The sequence below is a fragment of the Streptomyces sp. NPDC031445 genome, from assembly GCF_055581365.1.
Genome location: NZ_JBVIJO010000015.1, coordinates 224286 through 240342, shown reverse-complemented (window position 1 = coordinate 240342; position 16057 = coordinate 224286). Strand labels below are relative to the sequence as shown.

The following is a 16057-nucleotide window of genomic DNA, read 5'->3' as shown; positions in this document are numbered from 1 at the left end:
CGTCAGAGCGGTTCGTACTCGGCGTCGTCGCCGGCGCCGGTCCTTGCGTCGTCCGGGGTGGCGGAGCCCGCCCGGTCGGACGGCGGCCGGGCCGGCACGGGTTCGTCCAGGGGACGGGGTTCCGGTGCGGACGGCGCGTCTTCCGGGGCGGGCGTCGGGGGCTCGGCGGGTGGCATGGCCATGAGTGTGCGGCCGTGCCGGCGGCCGAAACGATCGCTCGGATGCGGGATTTAATCCCGCCGTCCGGCACCGGACTTTTCGTCGTCCCCCGGACGGCGTGCCGAATTCACTCGTCGCACGCGGGCCCGCGGGTTCAGGTCGCCGGGCTCGACCGGTCCAGGTCGCCGGCGCTCGACCCGTCCAGGCCGCCGGCGCTCGACCGGTCCGGGGCGCCGACGAGGCCCGACTCGACGACCCTGACCGCGAGCGCCGTGCGCGAGGTGACGCCCGTCTTGCGCATCGCCGACTTCACCTGGCTGGCGACCGTCTGCACCGACACCACCAGCGTGTCGGCGATCTGCCGGTTGGTCAGCCCCTCCACCAGCAGCCGGGCCACCTCCAGCTCGCGCGGGGAGAGCCGGTTGCCGTAGCCGGGACGCCCCCGGCCGCGCGTCACCGCCGGCACCGTGCGCACCCGCCCGTCGAGGAACCGCACGATCCGGTCGGCGTCGCTGGCGGCGCCGAGTTCCGACAGCGCCCGGGCGACGTCCGCCAGCGCCGGGAGCGCCGACTCCTCCCGGCCCCCGGCGAGCAGGCAGCGGGCGGAGCGTTCCCTGGCGAGCAGGGCGTCGTACGGCCGGGGCAGCGCCTCCCACGCGGTGGCCGCACGGGCGAACAGCGTGGCGGCGTCCGCGAGGCGGCCGTCGGCTTCCGCCACGAGCGCGCGGCACAGGACGAGGGCGGCCTGGGCCGCCGGCGCGTCCCTGTCGCCCAGGGCCCCCTCGAAAGCGTCCGCCACCTGCGAGGCGGCTCCGAGCCGGCCGGCGGCGGCCAGGGCGGCGGTGCGCGCGGGGGCGAACTCGACGGCACGGGACCACAGGCCGCCGCCGACGGCGATCTCGGCGAGCTGGTCGGTCAGCCGCAGCGCCTCGTCGACGTCGCCGTCGCGCAGGCACAACTGGGCCAGTGCCGCCGTGGCCTCGATGCGCTGCTGGTCGTCGCGTCCGGCGAAACGCAGCCGCTCCCCGGCCGCCTCCCGGTCTCCGGTGGCGGCGTGCAGCAGGCCGGCCACGAGGGCCGCCTCGCACCGGTCCTTCAGCCGTACGCCGATGTCGTCCTCGAGCAGGCGCGCCGTCCGCTCGGCGAGTCCGGACCAGGCGCCGGTGAACCAGTCCAGGTGGGCCCGGGAGGAGGCGATGCTGTCCAGGTAGTCCAGGAGCTGGTGGCGCTCGGCGAGGGTCCGTGCCCTGGCGAGCCGTGCCCTGGCCTCCTCGTACCGGCCCCACCGCGTCGCCTCCTCGCCGACGTTGGTGTGGCCGCTCACGACGATGGACGCCGCGCGCGGCTCCGGGACATCGTCCGGGATCTCCCGGGCCGCCGCCCAGCCGGCCTCCTCGCCCAGCATGAGCAGCGCGAACGCGCGCTCCACCGACAGGTGCAGTCGGTCGAGGGAGGCCATCGACCGCGTCAGCGGCGGCGCCTCGCGCAGCCACCGCAGGTGCTCCCGGACCGGCCGCGCGTTCCCCAGCGGCAGGGCCAGCAGGACACGGGCGCGCGCCATCTCCGTGGAGCCGGGCGGCAGATGGGCGATCGCGGTGAGGATCTCGCCGCGGCCCGCCTCGATCTCGCCCGCCACCATGAGGACCCGGCCGATCTGGAAGCGGACGGACGCCTGTTCCGCCGGCGTGAGGACCTGGCCGGCGAGGGCCGAACGCAGCGAGGCGATGATCGCCGAGTACGGGTCGGACCCGGACAGCGCCTGAAACTGGATCTTCGTCACCAGACGCACCAGTACCCCGGCGGGCAGCGGAACGGTGGCGACCAGGCTGTGGATCAGCAGCGCCGAGGTGGCCACGTCCCCGGACTGCACGCAGAGGTCGGCCGCCTCCTCGGTGTACCGGCACGCGGCCTCGACGTCGCCGGCCAGCCGGAAGTGCCGCGCCAGCTGCGCCACCGGGGGCACGGGCCACCCCCGCAGCGCCCGGCCCGCCCGCAGGTGCATGACACGCCGGTCCCCGGCGGGGATGGCGTCGTACACGGCGTAACACGCCAGCGGATGCCGGAACGACCACTGCCCGGACGCGTCCTCGCGGAGCAGGCCGCTGCCGAGCGCTTCGGCCGACTGCTCGGCGAACCGCTCCTCCGGCAGGCCGGTGACCGCGAGCAGCGTCGCGTGGTCGGCCGGGCTGGAGAGCACCGCCGCCGCGTACAGGACGGCGCGGGTGCCGGGGCCGAGCCGCTGGACGCGCTCGAGCATGGCGTCGCGGATCGTCGGCGGGACCTCGATGCGGTCCAGCCGGCGTCGCGCCCAACCGCCGTCGCGGCGGATCAGATCGGCGCGGTCGTGCATCAGGCGCACCGACTCCTCCACCGCCAGGGGGACTCCGGCGGTGCGCGCGTGCAGGAAGGCCGCGAACTCGTGCGAGACGTGCCCGCCGGCCAGCATCGAGGAGATGAACGAGGCGGTCTCGGCGACATCCAGCGGCCTCGGCGCCAGCCTGACCGGACGGGCGTCGGGGGGCAGCCGGGAGGACAGCCGCAACAGCGGGGAGGCCGACGGCACTTCGTCCCGGCGGAAGGTCAGCACCACACTGACCGGCTGCGGCCGGCGGGAGACGAGGAACAGCAGGAACTCGAGAGTCGCCTCGTCGGCCCAGTGGACGTCCTCCAGCGCGAGGACCGCGACGTCGAGCCGGCCGAGGACCTCGACGAAGGCCCGGAACAGCCGGTGCCGGGCGGCGGTGGCGTCCTCCAGCGGCTCCGGTGCCGGGGGCAGGTCGCCGGCCCACTCCGGGAACAGCGGCCTGAGCGCGCCGGCCAGCCCGCTCAGGTGCAGCTCGGCAACGTTGTCGACGCCGTCGCGCACGGCGTCCACGACCGCCCCGAGGGTGTACGGCACCCGCAGCTCCAGGCAGGCGCCGACCAGGGCGCGGCGGCCCCGCTCCGCCTGGGACGCCAGGAACTCGCGCAGCAGCCGGGTCTTGCCGATGCCCGCCTCACCCTCGATCAGCACGACCGCGGGCGTACGTCCGAGCGCCGACGCGAGTGTGCCCAGCTCGTCGTCCCGGCCGACGAACTGCGGCGCGGACAGCGCCGGGAGCCGGCCGCCGCCGTTGCCACGGGCCCCTTCCATCACCGTCATGTCCCCTCAGCCGACCGCCGGAACACCGGCGCCGGCCCTCGCTCCAAAGTGCACGGAGGTGTACGGGCAGATGGCACCGGGAAGGCGTCCGCATGTTTCTTCGCGAGCCGACGTCGACTCTGTCACACGTGTCGGTCTCGGAACAGGGGGGCGGGCGGGACCGCGGCACGTGCCGTTCCGGGCCGGTGTCGAGCCCGGGGCCGCCCGCCCTGGTGTTCGCACCAGCCCCGCGCACCCGGCACCTCGCACAGGGAAGCCATGCGTGCTACGCATGACTCATGTGCACGACGTGCTAGGTTCAGCCCCATGAGTATGGGATCGGTCGAGCGGGTGCGGTCCGCGGTGGCCGCGTTGCTGCACGCCACCGGCGAGTCGCAGACCGCCCTCGCCGCCGCGCTCGGGGTGAGCCAGGCCCAGGTCAGCCGCCGCCAGTCCGGGACCGCGGCCTGGAGCCTGGCCGACTGCGACGCGGTCGCCGCACACTACGGTGTGGACGTCCTCGACCTCCTCGCCGGACCCACCCGCGCCGTCGAGGCCCTGCCCACGGCACGCCGTCGCCTCCCCGGCGGCCGCCCCGCCACCGCCCGCCCCGCGGCCGTACCGGACGGGGGAACCCGATGACGGACTTCGACGCGATCGACGCCCTGCTCGCCGGTGCCAGGCAGGAGGTCCCGCTGCCGCCCGCCGCGGAACGGCGTGCGCTGCGCGAGGGACTCAACCTCTCCCGCACCCAGCTCGCGCGGGCCCTCCAGGTCAGCCCGTCCACGGTCGCGGGCTGGGAGTCCGGACGCGACCCGGGCGGCGAAGTGCGGGAGAAGTACGCGTACTTCCTGAAGGGAGCGCGGACGAAGCTGTCGGCGGCGGACCCGGCCGGGAAGCCGGAGGAGGCCGGACCCGGGGGAGCCGGACCGGCGGTGGCCGAACCGGCCGAGGCCGGGACCGGCCGGCAGCACGGCGACGGTGACGAGCACGGCCACGGCGGCGACGACGACGTGGTGGCCCTGTCCACCCCCCAGCCCTGCGTCCTGTGCGGACGGCCCGCCCGTCACCAGGTCGCCGGATTCCCCCAGCACCTGGACCCCGCGCACTGCGGCACACCCGAGGGCACACCCGAGGGCACACCTGCGACCCACCAGGCGCAGCCGGCCGTGACCCCGCCCCCGCCCGCCTCCGCACACCCCCGTGCGCGGACCGGCGGCGGCGTCAAGGTCGTCACCGCCGGCCGCCGGCTCAAGACCGCCGACGACCCCGACCTGATCGCCGCCGCCGTGTCCGCCGCCCTCGACCAGCACGGCGGTGACGTCGAGGCGGCGACCGCCGCGCTCGTCAGGCGGGCCATCCCGGACGCGATGGCGCTGCTGGACCAGACCCGCAAGGGCGGCCGGTACGACATCGTCGCGCACCCCTGGCTGCCCGACGTGCTGCGCAAGCAGACCTCCCGCGGCCCGGACCAGATCTGGGAGGCCCGCCCCAAGTGGACGCGCGCCGAACTGCCGCCCGGCGAGTACGAGGTCACGGCGCTCGACGTCAACGGCGCCTACCTGTCCGCGCTCAAGACGCACCTGCCGCTCGGCCAGCTGGAGCACTCCACCGGAAACCAGCACGACCGCCGCCGCGCGGGCGTCCACCTGATCACCCCGCCCGCCTGGGAGCACGACGCCTGCCTGCCCAATCCCATCGGCAGCCGCGACGAGCCGGGCCCGCTCTGGGTGACCGAGCCGACCCTGCGCCTGCTGCTGCGCCTGTCGGGACCGAAGTACGGCCTGTGCGACCCCCCGGAGATCCACGAGTCCTGGACCTCCGGGGCCACCGAGGGCCTGCTGGAGAAGTTCCGCGTGGCGCTGAAGGACGCCCGGGACCGGGCGATCGCCCAGGACGACGACGTCACCCTGGAGTACGTCAAGGCCATGTACTCCAAGTTCGTCTCCACCATGGGGGAGTCGAACTACAACCGGGAGCTGTACCGCACCGACTGGATGCACCTGATCCGCTCGCAGGCCTTCGCGAACCTGTGGTGGAAGGCGCACCGCGCCTACGACGAGGGGCTGATGGTCGTCCGCGCGATGGGAACCGACGAACTCCACGTGATCGGCGACTGGCGCGCGGTGTTCCCCGAGGGGCGCGGGGTCAGCGAGGTGAAGGTGAAGGACGTGTACACCGTCGGCACGCCGGTCGCGGCCGACCGGGACGTGTAGCGTGACGCGTACGTGAACTCGTATCGGGTCGAAGGGCGGCAGGAGACAGGGAGATGCCGGAGAGGACGCTCAACTTCGGTGCGTACGGGGCGCGCGGCATCAAGGGGCACGAGGCCGTCGCCCGGCAGCTGGACGCGCTGGCCGGGTTCGTCGCCACCCCGGTCACGGCCCGGCGCGGCCTGCTCGCCCGCCTGCGGTACCTCACCCGCAGCGACCAGTCCCGCCAGGCGGCCCGCGCGGCCGGCCTGACCGTCACCGACCGCACGCTCAGGGCCTGGCTGCGGGGCGAACGCGCCCCCTCGAAGGGGAACCTGGAGCGGATCGAGACGGCGTACCGCGCGGTCCGCCGCCAGAACGTCTCCCGCTACCTGGTGGCGCGCCTCAACCGCGAGGGCCGTGGCACCCGCGTGGAGTTCCACCCGCTCAACCAGTCCCAGGTGCTGCGCCCCCGCCAGCGGGTGGTGGCCTACCGCACGCTCAACGTCCGCCGCTGGGACCGCATCGTCGAGGCGTGGGCGGCGGGCGACGCGCAGGCGCTGGACGACGCCTGGATCAACGACGCGGTGGTGGACCTCGGGTCCGAGTGGGGCCAGTATGAGTACGTCACCAACATCGGCTTCGCCGCCTGATCCCCGCGGACGCGGACCGGTCAACCGGGCGCCAACGGCGGGTCAACAGGTGATCCCGCGCGGCAAAGACCAGGTAGGTGCCAGAACCGATCCCCCCGGGCAAGCCTCATACCCCACAGAGATACCCAAATGGGGCATCCGGAAAGGATTTGGTCATGCTCTTCGGCAAGCGCACCCGCCCCCTCGTCGCACCCGCCGCGCTCTCGGCGCTCTCCGCCGTGGCACTGATCGGCATCGCAGCCGGCCCCTCGCAGGCCGCGACCCGGCCGGGCTGGGCCGACACCTCCTCGCTGTCCGTCCGCGTCCACGCGCTGGACCCGGGCGCCGGGCAGCGCTACGCGACGGTGGTCCTCACCAACAAGACCCACAGGACCGTCCGGACCCAGGGCTACGTGGGCCTGCAACTGCTCGACTCCCACGGCAAGGACGTCACCACGCACGTCATACGCGACCGCGGCCGGGCCGCGCTGATCACCCTCAAGCCGGGCCAGAGCGCCTACACCCGGCTGCACTGGGGGGCCGTGGCGGGCGCCGGCGAGCCGACGAAGGCGGAGAAGAACCCGACGCGGCTGGAGGTCACCCCGCCCGACTCCCGCCACCACCTGAACACCGCCTGGAAGCTGGGTGAGGTCCTCCAGAAGGGCCGGATCGACATCACCCCGCTCGCCGAAGGCACCGGCCCGAGGTACTGACCGGCACACCGTCATCCGCCTCCGGGGCCCGCGGCGGCAGGACCCCGGAGGCCGGGGCGGCGCATGTGTGCCCGTGCGAGTTGCCCGGCGGGTCGCCCCATGCCCCGCCCAGCGCGTCCGGCGGGGCATGGGGCCACCGCCGCCGGCGCCACCGTACAGCTCCACGACCTGCATACGTGTGTGCAGCGGATACACTGCCCCGACCGGTCAGTGGTGGGGGTGCGTGGTGCTGGAGGCCCTGGGTCTGGACGAGCGTGCCGAGACCGCCTATCTCGCACTGGTCGACAACCGGTCGCTCACCGTGCCGGAGCTGGCGGCGCTGACCCGCGCGGACCGGCACGACCTGGAGGGCGCGCTCGCCCGGCTGGAGAGCGGGGGCCTGATCGCCCGGGTCCCCGGCCGTCCGCCGCGGTACACGGCACTGCCGCCGGAGCACGCGGTGGAGGTGCTGCTGCTCGCCCGTGAACGTGACATCCAGCGGGTCAGGGCCCTCGCGCAGCGCCTGGGCGAACGCCACCACCGGGCCAGGGGCGGACAGGACTCCGCGTCGCCGATCGAGGTGATCACGGGCGTGGACGGGGTGGCGCGCTGCGGTGAGCAGCTGTTCCGCCGGGCCGAACGGGAGATCCGCGGTATCGACGCGCCGCCCTACGCGGCGCCGGGGGACGGCGGCCGGGTCAACTCGGTCGTCAACATCACCGGCCGGCAGATCGGCAGCCGTTTCATCCACGGCCGGGACGCCCTCGACCTGCCGGGCGTGGTGAGCCGGATCGAGCGGGACGTCGCGGCCGGCGAGACGGTACGGGTGGTACCCCGGGCGCCGATGAAGCTGCTGCTCGCCGACGACCAGGCGGGGCTGATCCCGCTGGTGTCGACCCCCCGGGTGCTGGACACCTGCATCCTGGTGCACCCCTCGTCCCTGCTCGACGCGCTGAGCGTGCTCTTCGAGACCCTGTGGGAGCAGGCGCAGCCCTTCGTGCCGGACCGTGCCCTCCCCGACGACGGAGGTGACTTCGTCAGCGAGGAGGAGCGGCGCATCGTGTCCCTGCTGGGCCTCGGGCTGCCCGACGAGGCGATCGCCCGTCACCTGGGCATCGGGCACCGCACGGTGCAGCGGCGGGTGCAGGCGCTCCTGGGGCGGCTCGGTGCCACCAGCCGGTTCCAGGCCGGCGTGCTGGCGGCCCGGCGGGGCTGGTGGAGACCGGACGAGGAGCCGCGGGACGAGGGACGCGGGGCCGGGACCGGCGAGGGCCGGGCGAGCACCGGGCAGTGACCGGGCGGTGACCGGCGGGCTAGCGGGGCCGTCGGTGCCGGGTCTGTGCCAGTACCGGTGCCGGGTCTGTGCCAGTACCGGTGCCTGAGCCGTGCCGCCGCCGGGCCCGTGCTCGATTCCCCCGGCGAGCACCGGGCACCCGGGGTCGTGCCGGAGGCCGAGACGCGGTCGACGACGTGCTCGTTTCCATGCGTGGCCTTCGCCACTTTTTGCCCATTTTCGGGCAGGGGTGTGCCTATAAGGGATGGCATGGCTGGTTGCACTTCTCGGCGATCAGCGCAGGGACGCACAGACCAGTGACATGGAGAAGCGCTTGATCACGCTGTTCACAAGTCGCACCGGGCTGCGGGCCACGACCGGCGTACTCGGCGGCGTACTCGCGATCACGGCCCTCGGCGGTACGAGCAACGCCGCCACCGCCAGCGGCAACGACACCGGGAACACCCCTGAGCCGCAGGCGCGGGTGACGCAGCCGGCCACTCAGGAGACCTCCGACGCCCGCATAAAGATCACGCCCGGGGAAGGCGCCTACGGCGTCGGGATCAACGACCCGGTGGGTGTGACCGTGAGCCAGGGCAAGCTCACCAAGGTGATCATGACCGCCGTCGCGACCGGCGCCGAGATCCCGGGCACCCTGTCCGCGGACGGCACCTCCTGGAAGCCGGACGGCCCGCTGGAGCGTGCCACCAAGTACCAGATCGCCGCGGACGCCGAGGACGCCAAGGGCCGCTCCGCCACCGGCAACGCCACGATCACCACGGTCTCCCCGAACGACTTCGTCGGGCACCTCTCCCCCCTGGACGGCTCGACCGTCGGCGTGGGCATGCCGGTGACGTTCACCTTCGGCAAGGCGGTCGGCGACAAGGCCGCCGTGGAGTCGGAGATCCAGGTCAGCTCCAGCAGCGGCCAGCAGGTCGTCGGTCACTGGCTCAACGACCACCGCCTGGACTTCCGCCCCGAGAAGTACTGGAAGTCCGGCTCCACCGTCACCGTCGCGCTCACCCGCCAGGGCGTCCGGAAGACGGTCACGTTCAAGATCGGCCGGAGCCAGATCAGCACCGTCGACGCCAGGACCAAGCAGATGACGGTCGTACGGGACGGCAAGACGATCAGGACCATTCCCGTCTCGTCCGGCAGCGCCGAGCACCCGACGTACAACGGCCAGATGGTGATCTCCGAGAAGTTCGGGCACGTCCACATGAACGGGGCGAGCGTCGGCCTCACGGAGAAGGACGGCAAGCCCTCGTACGACATCAAGGCCGTACCGCACGCCATGCGCCTGACCGACTCGGGCACGTTCATCCACGGCAACTACTGGGCCGCCGACCCCGTCTTCGGCCACGAGAACACCAGCCACGGCTGCGTGGGCCTGAAGGACGTCCGCGGCGGCGACGACGGCAAGCAGCCCGCCGCGTGGTTCTTCGACCAGTCGATGATCGGCGACCTCGTGATCGTCAAGAACTCCGGCGACAAGGCCACGCCGGCCCCGGACAACGGGCTCGGCGACTGGAACGTGCCGTGGAAGGAGTGGGTCGCGGGCAGCCCGTCCGCCTGACCCGGTCCCGAGCAGGAACAGCACGGGCAGGGAGGTGGCCGCCGCCGGCACGGTCGCGCCGAACAGCACACCGCTCAGTCCCTGACGGGCGAAGAACTCCTCACCGCTGCGCTCGATCGACAGGACGGCGATCGCCACGGACGCGCGCCACCGTCGTCTCCGGCAAGCCGGTCCTGCCGGCCGCGCACGACACCGACATCTACCTCACCGCGCTCGGGATCATCCTGACCGTGGTCCACATGGCGGGAGTGATCGTGGTCCACCTCGTCGGCATCGGCGGACTGGCCGCCATCGCCGAGTGAGCGCGGGAGCGAGCCGTCCGGGTGGCCGGGGAATGTCCGGCGGGTGTACGTGGTTGGAGGAGGCGTGGCAGTGAAGGGGACCGTGTCCCCGGGCCTCACCCATTGCCTGCGGGGACGATCGTTCGGCTGAAGCCCTGCAGAGCCTTTCGCCGCGTAGGCGACCGCCCCTTCACGACCACGCGTTTCACGGGTTCAGCCCCGGCCGGCGGCCACGCCGGCCGGGGCTGTTCCGTGCCCGGCCGCACCACGCGTCGGGCCCCTCGGCGCCGTTCGTCTAGGCTGGCGCGGTGACTGGTGAGCGGGAGCGGGTGCAGCCGTCGGGGGTGTGGGCCACGGCGGTGGGGGTGGCCAGGGTGCGGGCGCTGGAGACCGAGCGGGACGACGCCCTCTTCCGCGACCCGCTGGCACGGGCCTTTGCCGCCGCCGGCGGCCTGTGGCCCTCTTCGCGGCCGCTGCCCGACGACGAGGCCGCGCGCCGCCGCCGGCTGGCCGTGTCGTTCTCCATCGTCATCAGGACGAAGTTCCTCGACGACCTGGTGCGGCAGGCCTGCGCGTCCGGGATTCGGCAGGTCGTGCTGCTCGGCGCCGGCATGGACAGCCGGGCCTTCCGGATGGACTGGCCCGAGGGCACCCGGCTGTTCGAGGTCGACACCGCCGTACCACTGGACTTCAAGGCCGCGGTGCTGCGCCAGGAGCGGGCCGTCGCACGCTGCGAGCGGATCACCGTCGCGGTGGATCTGCGCGAGGACTGGCCGGGCGCGCTGGCCGCCGCGGGGCACGACCCGGCCGAGCCGACCGTGTGGATCGCCGAGGGACTGCTGATCTATCTGCCCGAGGACGCCGTGGAACTCCTGCTGGCCCGGATCAGCGCGCAGTCGGCGGCAGGCAGCCGGATGGGGCTGACCTTGGGCTCGCCCGGGGTGATCGAGCGCTTCGGCGCGGACGCCGCGCCGGGGTCGGCGGCGTCCCTGTGGGTCTCGGAGATGCCCGGCGATCCGGTGGGCTGGCTGGCCGGGCACGGCTGGGAGGCCGCCTGCCACACCCTGCGTGAGCGCGCTGCCGCCTACGGCCGACCGATCAGCACCCCGCCGCAGCGTGAGGAGCGGCCCGGCGGACTGGTCTCGGCGGTCCGCCGGTAGGGCCGTCCGGGCCGGCCACCGTTCGACCGCCGCCCAGCGGCGGGTCAGGACGACGGATCCCGGGGTGTTCGGGGGCCGGGGCGGCCGGTGGGCTGGACGGGGGTGCACCCGCGTCTGGCCAGGGCGGCCGGTGGGCTGGACCGGGGCGCTCGGGGGTCGGGCCGGGGGCGGCCTGTGGGCTGGACGGGGGTGCACCCGCGTCTGGCCAGGGCGGCCGGTGGGCTGGACCGGGGCGCTCGGGCGTCGGGCCGGGGGCGGCCGGTGGGCTGGACGGCGGACGGCGGACGGCGGACGCGGGGGGTTCCTGACGGCCCCCTCAGGGGCGGACCCGGTCGAGTGGAGCGCGGCTCGCCGGACCGCGTGTGCGACGAGACCGGTGACATTGCCGGTCCCGTCATGCCCGTCCGGCGTCGACAGTGGCACCGCCACCCCATGGCGGTGCCCTTCGCCGTCGGCCGCATGTGCGGGCCGGCGACGCGGAACGGGCAGCTCGCCGCGACAGAGAGGACGACTCGTCGTGCAGCACCCGCACACCAGCACCACGTCACCGGTCCACCATCCGCACCCGGCCCTCCCCGGTCCGCGTACCGGCCGTCGTGGCCGTCGCGCCGGACGGCTCGCCGCCCTCGCCGCCGCCGTCAGCGCCGTCTTCGGTCTGACCGCACTCGGCGGGCCCGCGGCCCACGGCGCGGACAACCCGTACGAGCGTGGCCCCGCGCCGACCGAATCGAGCATCGAGGCGCCCCGCGGGCCGTACGCGGTGTCGGAGACGACCGTCTCCCGGCTCGCCGTCAGCGGATTCGGCGGGGGCACCATCTACTACCCGACCAGCACCGCCGACGGCACCTTCGGGGCCGTGGCCGTCTCGCCCGGCTACACCGGCACCCAGTCCTCCATCTCCTGGCTGGGCCCGCGCCTGGCGTCACAGGGGTTCGTGGTCTTCACCATCGACACGCTCACCACGCTGGACCAGCCGGACTCCCGGGGGAACCAGCTCCTCGCCGCGCTCGACTACCTGACGGGCAGCAGCTCGGTCCGCGGTCGTATCGACTCCACCCGTCTCGGCGTGATGGGCCACTCGATGGGCGGCGGCGGCACCCTGGAGGCCGCGAAGTCGCGTCCCTCGTTGCAGGCGGCGATCCCGCTGACCCCGTGGGACCTCGACAAGACCTGGCCCGAGATCAGGACACCCACCCTGATCTTCGGTGCCGACGGTGACACGATCGCTCCCGTCGCGACCCACGCCGAACCCTTCTACACCACTCTCCCCAGCTCCCTCGACCGCGCGTACCTGGAGCTGAACGGCGCCACCCACTTCACGCCCAACAGCTCGAACACCACGATCGCGAAGTACAGCGTGTCGTGGCTGAAGCGGTTCATCGACAACGACACCCGCTACGAGCAGTTCCTGTGCCCGCTGCCGCGGCCGAGCCTGACCATCGAGGAGTACCGGGGCAACTGCCCGCACACCGGCTGACCGCGTGCGCGTGCGCGTGCGCGTGCCCGTGACCTGACCGTCCGTCCGTGACCCGGCGGCGGCCGCCCCCGACGGCGGCCGCCGCCGGCGTTGTGCCGGAGCACCGTTCGCAGCCGCGCCCGGTGTGCCGCGGCACAGACCGCGCAGACCGCTTTTCGCCCGGCGGCCCGGAACGCGCAGGTGATGTCCCCGGGGCCCGCCGCGGGAGGTCCGGACGCACGGCTTCCGCGCTGTTTAACGCGTCAGTAAGGTCGTGGGAATGACCGGACAGACGCCCCTGGGACTCGCCTCGCCGCGGTACCGGCCGGGTCCGCAACGGCACGTGACGGCAGCGGTGTGGGACCGGCTGCGTGGCGGCGGTGCCTGCGCCGTGACCGGCGAGCCGGGCGGGGGCCGCTCGGCCTTCCTCGCCCACCTCGCCCGCGCGTTCACCGCCGGGCCCGTCGTGACCGTACGCGCCCGCGCCGGGGAGTTCCGGGAGCCGCTGAGCGCGATCCGCTCACTGTGCCGCGCGGCGGGGACAGCCGTCGTCGGCGCCGCCGACCCGGTGCGGGAGCTCGTCGGCGCGCTGCGGTCCACGGCCGCGCCCCGGACCGTACTCCTGTGTGTCGACGACGCCCACCTGTGGGACGCCGCCTCCCGGTCCGCCCTCGGCCGGCTCGCCGCCCACCTGTCCGACGGGGGCCGTGCCGCCCTCCTGCTCACCGTCGCCGGACACCGCCCCGTGGATCCGGAGTTCGCCGGCCTGCCGCTGCTGCGCCTGGCGCCCCTGTCCCCGCCGGATTCCGCGGCCCTGCTGGACGACGTCGCGCAGGACGGGCTCGACCCCGGGGTGCGCGACGAGATCTCAGCCGCGGCACAGGGCAACCCGGCCCTCCTGCTGAGGGTGTTCCACCGTCTGACCCCGGCCCAGCTGCGCGGGCTCGCGCCCCTGCCGCGGCCCGTGGCCGATGCCGAGACGCTGACCGCGCTGGTCGGCGAGCGCCTCACCGGGGCGCTTCCCGGGGAACGCGACCTTCTGCTCGTCACCGCCGCCGCCTCCCAGGTGGCGGGGGAGGCCACCGTCGACGCCGGTCTCGCGCGCCGCGCGGCGGGGTGGCTCTCCGCAGGCCCGTCGTCCCGCCTCGGGCCACCGCCCCGGCCCCTCGTCCCGCCGGGCGGACCGCATACCGCCGACAGCGGCCGGCCGGTGGCGCACCGCGACCCCGTTCCGTACGACAGCGGCGACAGCGGTACCGGTGGTGACGGCCGGCTCTCGCCGTCCGCCGCCCCGCTGCCCGAGTTGCTCCACGCCCGCGACGGCCGGATCGGTTTCCGCAGTGCGCTGCTGTGCCGCGCGGTGTACGCCGACGCGCCGGACGCGTGGCGCCGTGCCGCCCACGACGCGCTGGCCCGTGCGCTGCCCGACGGACGCGGCCTGACCGCGCTGCTGCACCGCTCGTGGGCCGTCGCCGGTCCGGCTCCGTCCCTGGCGTCCGACCTCGCCGGCGCGGCCCGGGCGGAACCGGCGGTGCCGCCCGCACTGCGCTGCACGGCGCTCACCCGCGCCGCCGACCTCACCGCGGACGGCGCCCGGCAGGTCCGGTGGTACACGGCCGCCGCCGAACAGGCGCTGCTGGCCGGGCAGTCCGACCGGGCGCTGCGGCTGCTCGACACGGCCCGCGACCGCCCGGCGCCGTCGACGGCCCGCGCGCGTGCCGAGCTGCTGCGCGGAACGGTGCTGCGGTGGGACGGCCCTGTCGACGACGCCCGCGAAACCTTGCTGCTCGCCGCGGAGTTGTTCGCTCCGCACGACCCCGAGCGGTCCGCCGAAGCCGCCTTCGCCGCCGCGGACGCCGCCTGGACGGCGGGGGACATGCCGGCGTGCCTGAGCGCGCTGACGGTGCGGGGCCCGGTCGGCGGGGCGCGGTCGCCCGGACACCGGGGTCCCCTCCCGTTCGCCGCTCTCCGCCAGGCGGGCGAGCCGGCCGGCACCGGCGTACCGTCCGGTGTCCTGCACGACCACCGGGCGGGCATGCGGGCCGTCCTGCAAGGCCGCTTCGACCTGGCCGCCGCACCCTTGCGACGGGTGGCGGACCGCGCGTGGACGACGGCCGGAGAAGACCGGTTCGCGCGCAGCGCCGACGAGCGTGACGACGGGTTCGCGCGCAGTGCCGACGACCGTCATGACGACCGGTGCGCGGGCACGGCCGACCACCCTCGGCAACCACCCGTCACCCACGCCGCCCCCGATCGGTCACCCCGGCCGGCGGGCTCCCCGCTCCCGCCCCCACCCGGCACACCCGACACCCTCCTGCGAGCGGCCTCCGCGGCGCTGCTGCTCGGTGACACCACCGCCGCCCGGCGGGCCGGCGCGCGGGCGCTCGCGGTGGCCCGCGCCGACGGGGCCGCCGTGCACGAGGCACGGGCACTGGAGTTCCTGGCGTACGGCGAACTCCGGGCGGGACGGCACGCGTCGGCCCGGGCCCATGCCGAGGAGGGCCTGCGCAGCGCCTACCGCACCGGGCAGCGCAACACGGCCGCCCACCACCACGCCGTACTGGCCCTGGCGGCGTCGATCGAGGGCGAGGCGCACACCGTCGCCGAGCATGTGACCGCCGCGCTGGCCACCGCCCGACGGCACGGGCTGGCGCAGGCCGCCGCGCTGGCCCAGTGGGCCGCCGCCCGCGCCGATCTGGGCCACGGACGTCCGCGTGAGGCCGCCGAGCGGCTCGGCCCGCTGGTGCGGCCCGGCCCGGGGCGCGGGCACTTCGCCGTCTGGATGCTCGCCGTGCCGTGTTACGTCGAGGCGTGCGCGCTGGCCGGACAGCCGGACGAGGCCCGGGAGGCGGTCGAGGACTTCGCGCGCTGGGCGGCGTGTGACGCCGACCGCCAGGCCCCGGCCCAGCTCCTGCGCTGCCGCGCCCTGCTGGCCGCGCCCGAGCCGGCCGACGCGCTGTACCGGGAGGCCCTGCGGCGGCACGGGGAGGCCGCCGGTGACTTCGAGCGCGCCCGTACCGAGTTGCTGTACGGCAAGTGGCTGCGCAGACGACGCCGGCTGCGCGAGGCACGCGGCCATCTGCGGGCCGCCCTGCTCGGCTTCGAACGCTGCGGCGCCCGTCCGTGGGCGCAGCAGGCGGCGGCCGAACTGCGGGCGAACGGCGTGGCCGGGACGGCGGCGACGGCCGCGGCGGGCGCGGCGGTGCGCGGGGGCGGCGCCTCGGCCCCCGGTGGGGTCCTGCCGGACGGCCTGGACCGGCTCACCCCGCAGCAGTTGCGCATCGCCCGCCGTGTCGCCCAGGGCCTGACCAACCGGGAGGTGGCGCTGAGCCTGTCGGTGAGCACCCGCACCGTCGACTATCACCTGCGCAACGTCTTCGCCGCCCTCGGTGTCCGCTCCCGGGTGGAGCTGGTACGCCTGGTGGAGCGGGCGGAAAAGACCGGTGCACAACACTAGGGACCGACCGGACGGTATGTCATTCTTCGGAGCACGACGCGTCAGCCGACCCTGGGGG

General features: G+C 74.9%; 11 protein-coding genes. 9 read left to right on the top strand and 2 right to left on the bottom strand.

Features of this window, described 5'->3' with window-relative positions:
• Nucleotides 1-2: 2 nt before the first annotated feature.
• Nucleotides 3-176, bottom strand: a complete 174-nt coding sequence (locus ACZ5DC_RS33520; RefSeq protein WP_366754847.1) for a hypothetical protein — start codon at nucleotides 174-176, stop codon at nucleotides 3-5.
• 137 nt (nucleotides 177-313) lie between these two features.
• Nucleotides 314-3301 (bottom strand): helix-turn-helix transcriptional regulator, encoded by a 2988-nt coding sequence (locus ACZ5DC_RS33515; protein WP_468659042.1) that lies wholly within the window; start codon nucleotides 3299-3301, stop codon nucleotides 314-316.
• A gap of 306 nt (nucleotides 3302-3607) precedes the next feature.
• On the opposite strand from ACZ5DC_RS33515, the gene ACZ5DC_RS33510 reads away from it, so the two are divergent.
• The 9 genes from ACZ5DC_RS33510 (at nucleotide 3608) to ACZ5DC_RS33470 (ending at nucleotide 15999) form a co-directional block, all read left to right on the top strand.
• On the top strand, nucleotides 3608-3922 hold the full coding sequence (locus tag ACZ5DC_RS33510) for a helix-turn-helix domain-containing protein (protein WP_468659040.1): 315 nt from the start codon (nucleotides 3608-3610) through the stop codon (nucleotides 3920-3922).
• A complete protein-coding gene (locus tag ACZ5DC_RS33505; RefSeq protein ID WP_468659038.1) occupies nucleotides 3919-5496 on the top strand; it encodes a helix-turn-helix domain-containing protein in 1578 nt (525 codons plus the stop codon). The genes ACZ5DC_RS33510 and ACZ5DC_RS33505 overlap by 4 nt, the downstream gene beginning before the upstream one ends.
• Nucleotides 5497-5549: 53 nt before the next feature.
• Nucleotides 5550-6125, top strand: a complete 576-nt coding sequence (locus tag ACZ5DC_RS33500; protein WP_468659036.1) for a helix-turn-helix domain-containing protein — start codon at nucleotides 5550-5552, stop codon at nucleotides 6123-6125.
• 155 nt (nucleotides 6126-6280) lie between these two features.
• The gene (locus tag ACZ5DC_RS33495; RefSeq protein WP_468659034.1) at nucleotides 6281-6817 is read left to right on the top strand and encodes a DUF4232 domain-containing protein; all 537 of its coding nucleotides are present in this window, start codon (nucleotides 6281-6283) and stop codon (nucleotides 6815-6817) included.
• Nucleotides 6818-7040: 223 nt separating this feature from the next.
• Entirely contained in the window at nucleotides 7041-8090 is a 1050-nt protein-coding gene (locus tag ACZ5DC_RS33490; protein WP_468659032.1) for a helix-turn-helix transcriptional regulator, read from the top strand.
• Nucleotides 8091-8391: 301 nt separating this feature from the next.
• Nucleotides 8392-9645, top strand: coding sequence for a L,D-transpeptidase (locus tag ACZ5DC_RS33485; protein ID WP_468659030.1), 1254 nt, complete (start codon nucleotides 8392-8394; stop codon nucleotides 9643-9645).
• Between the two features lie 625 nt (nucleotides 9646-10270).
• Entirely contained in the window at nucleotides 10271-11086 is an 816-nt protein-coding gene (locus ACZ5DC_RS33480) for a class I SAM-dependent methyltransferase (protein ID WP_468659120.1), read from the top strand.
• A 517-nt stretch (nucleotides 11087-11603) separates the two neighbouring features.
• Nucleotides 11604-12563: a bis(hydroxyethyl) terephthalate hydrolase gene (gene bdeA / locus ACZ5DC_RS33475; protein WP_468659028.1), complete on the top strand. Its 960-nt coding sequence runs from the start codon at nucleotides 11604-11606 to the stop codon at nucleotides 12561-12563.
• A 322-nt stretch (nucleotides 12564-12885) separates the two neighbouring features.
• Nucleotides 12886-15999: a helix-turn-helix transcriptional regulator gene (locus ACZ5DC_RS33470; protein WP_468659118.1), complete on the top strand. Its 3114-nt coding sequence runs from the start codon at nucleotides 12886-12888 to the stop codon at nucleotides 15997-15999.
• Nucleotides 16000-16057 lie beyond the last annotated feature (58 nt).

Excerpts from the sequence above, each read along its gene's own strand:
- ACZ5DC_RS33505 (WP_468659038.1), top strand. The coding sequence starts at position 3,919 with ATGACGGACTTCGACGCGATCGACGCCCTGCTCGCCGGTGCCAGGCAG.
- ACZ5DC_RS33500 (WP_468659036.1), top strand. The coding sequence starts at position 5,550 with ATGCCGGAGAGGACGCTCAACTTCGGTGCGTACGGGGCGCGCGGCATC.
- ACZ5DC_RS33515 (WP_468659042.1), bottom strand. The coding sequence starts at position 3,301 with ATGACGGTGATGGAAGGGGCCCGTGGCAACGGCGGCGGCCGGCTCCCG.
- ACZ5DC_RS33485 (WP_468659030.1), top strand. The coding sequence starts at position 8,392 with ATGGAGAAGCGCTTGATCACGCTGTTCACAAGTCGCACCGGGCTGCGG.
- ACZ5DC_RS33510 (WP_468659040.1), top strand. The coding sequence starts at position 3,608 with ATGAGTATGGGATCGGTCGAGCGGGTGCGGTCCGCGGTGGCCGCGTTG.
- ACZ5DC_RS33495 (WP_468659034.1), top strand. The coding sequence starts at position 6,281 with ATGCTCTTCGGCAAGCGCACCCGCCCCCTCGTCGCACCCGCCGCGCTC.
- ACZ5DC_RS33520 (WP_366754847.1), bottom strand. The coding sequence starts at position 176 with ATGCCACCCGCCGAGCCCCCGACGCCCGCCCCGGAAGACGCGCCGTCC.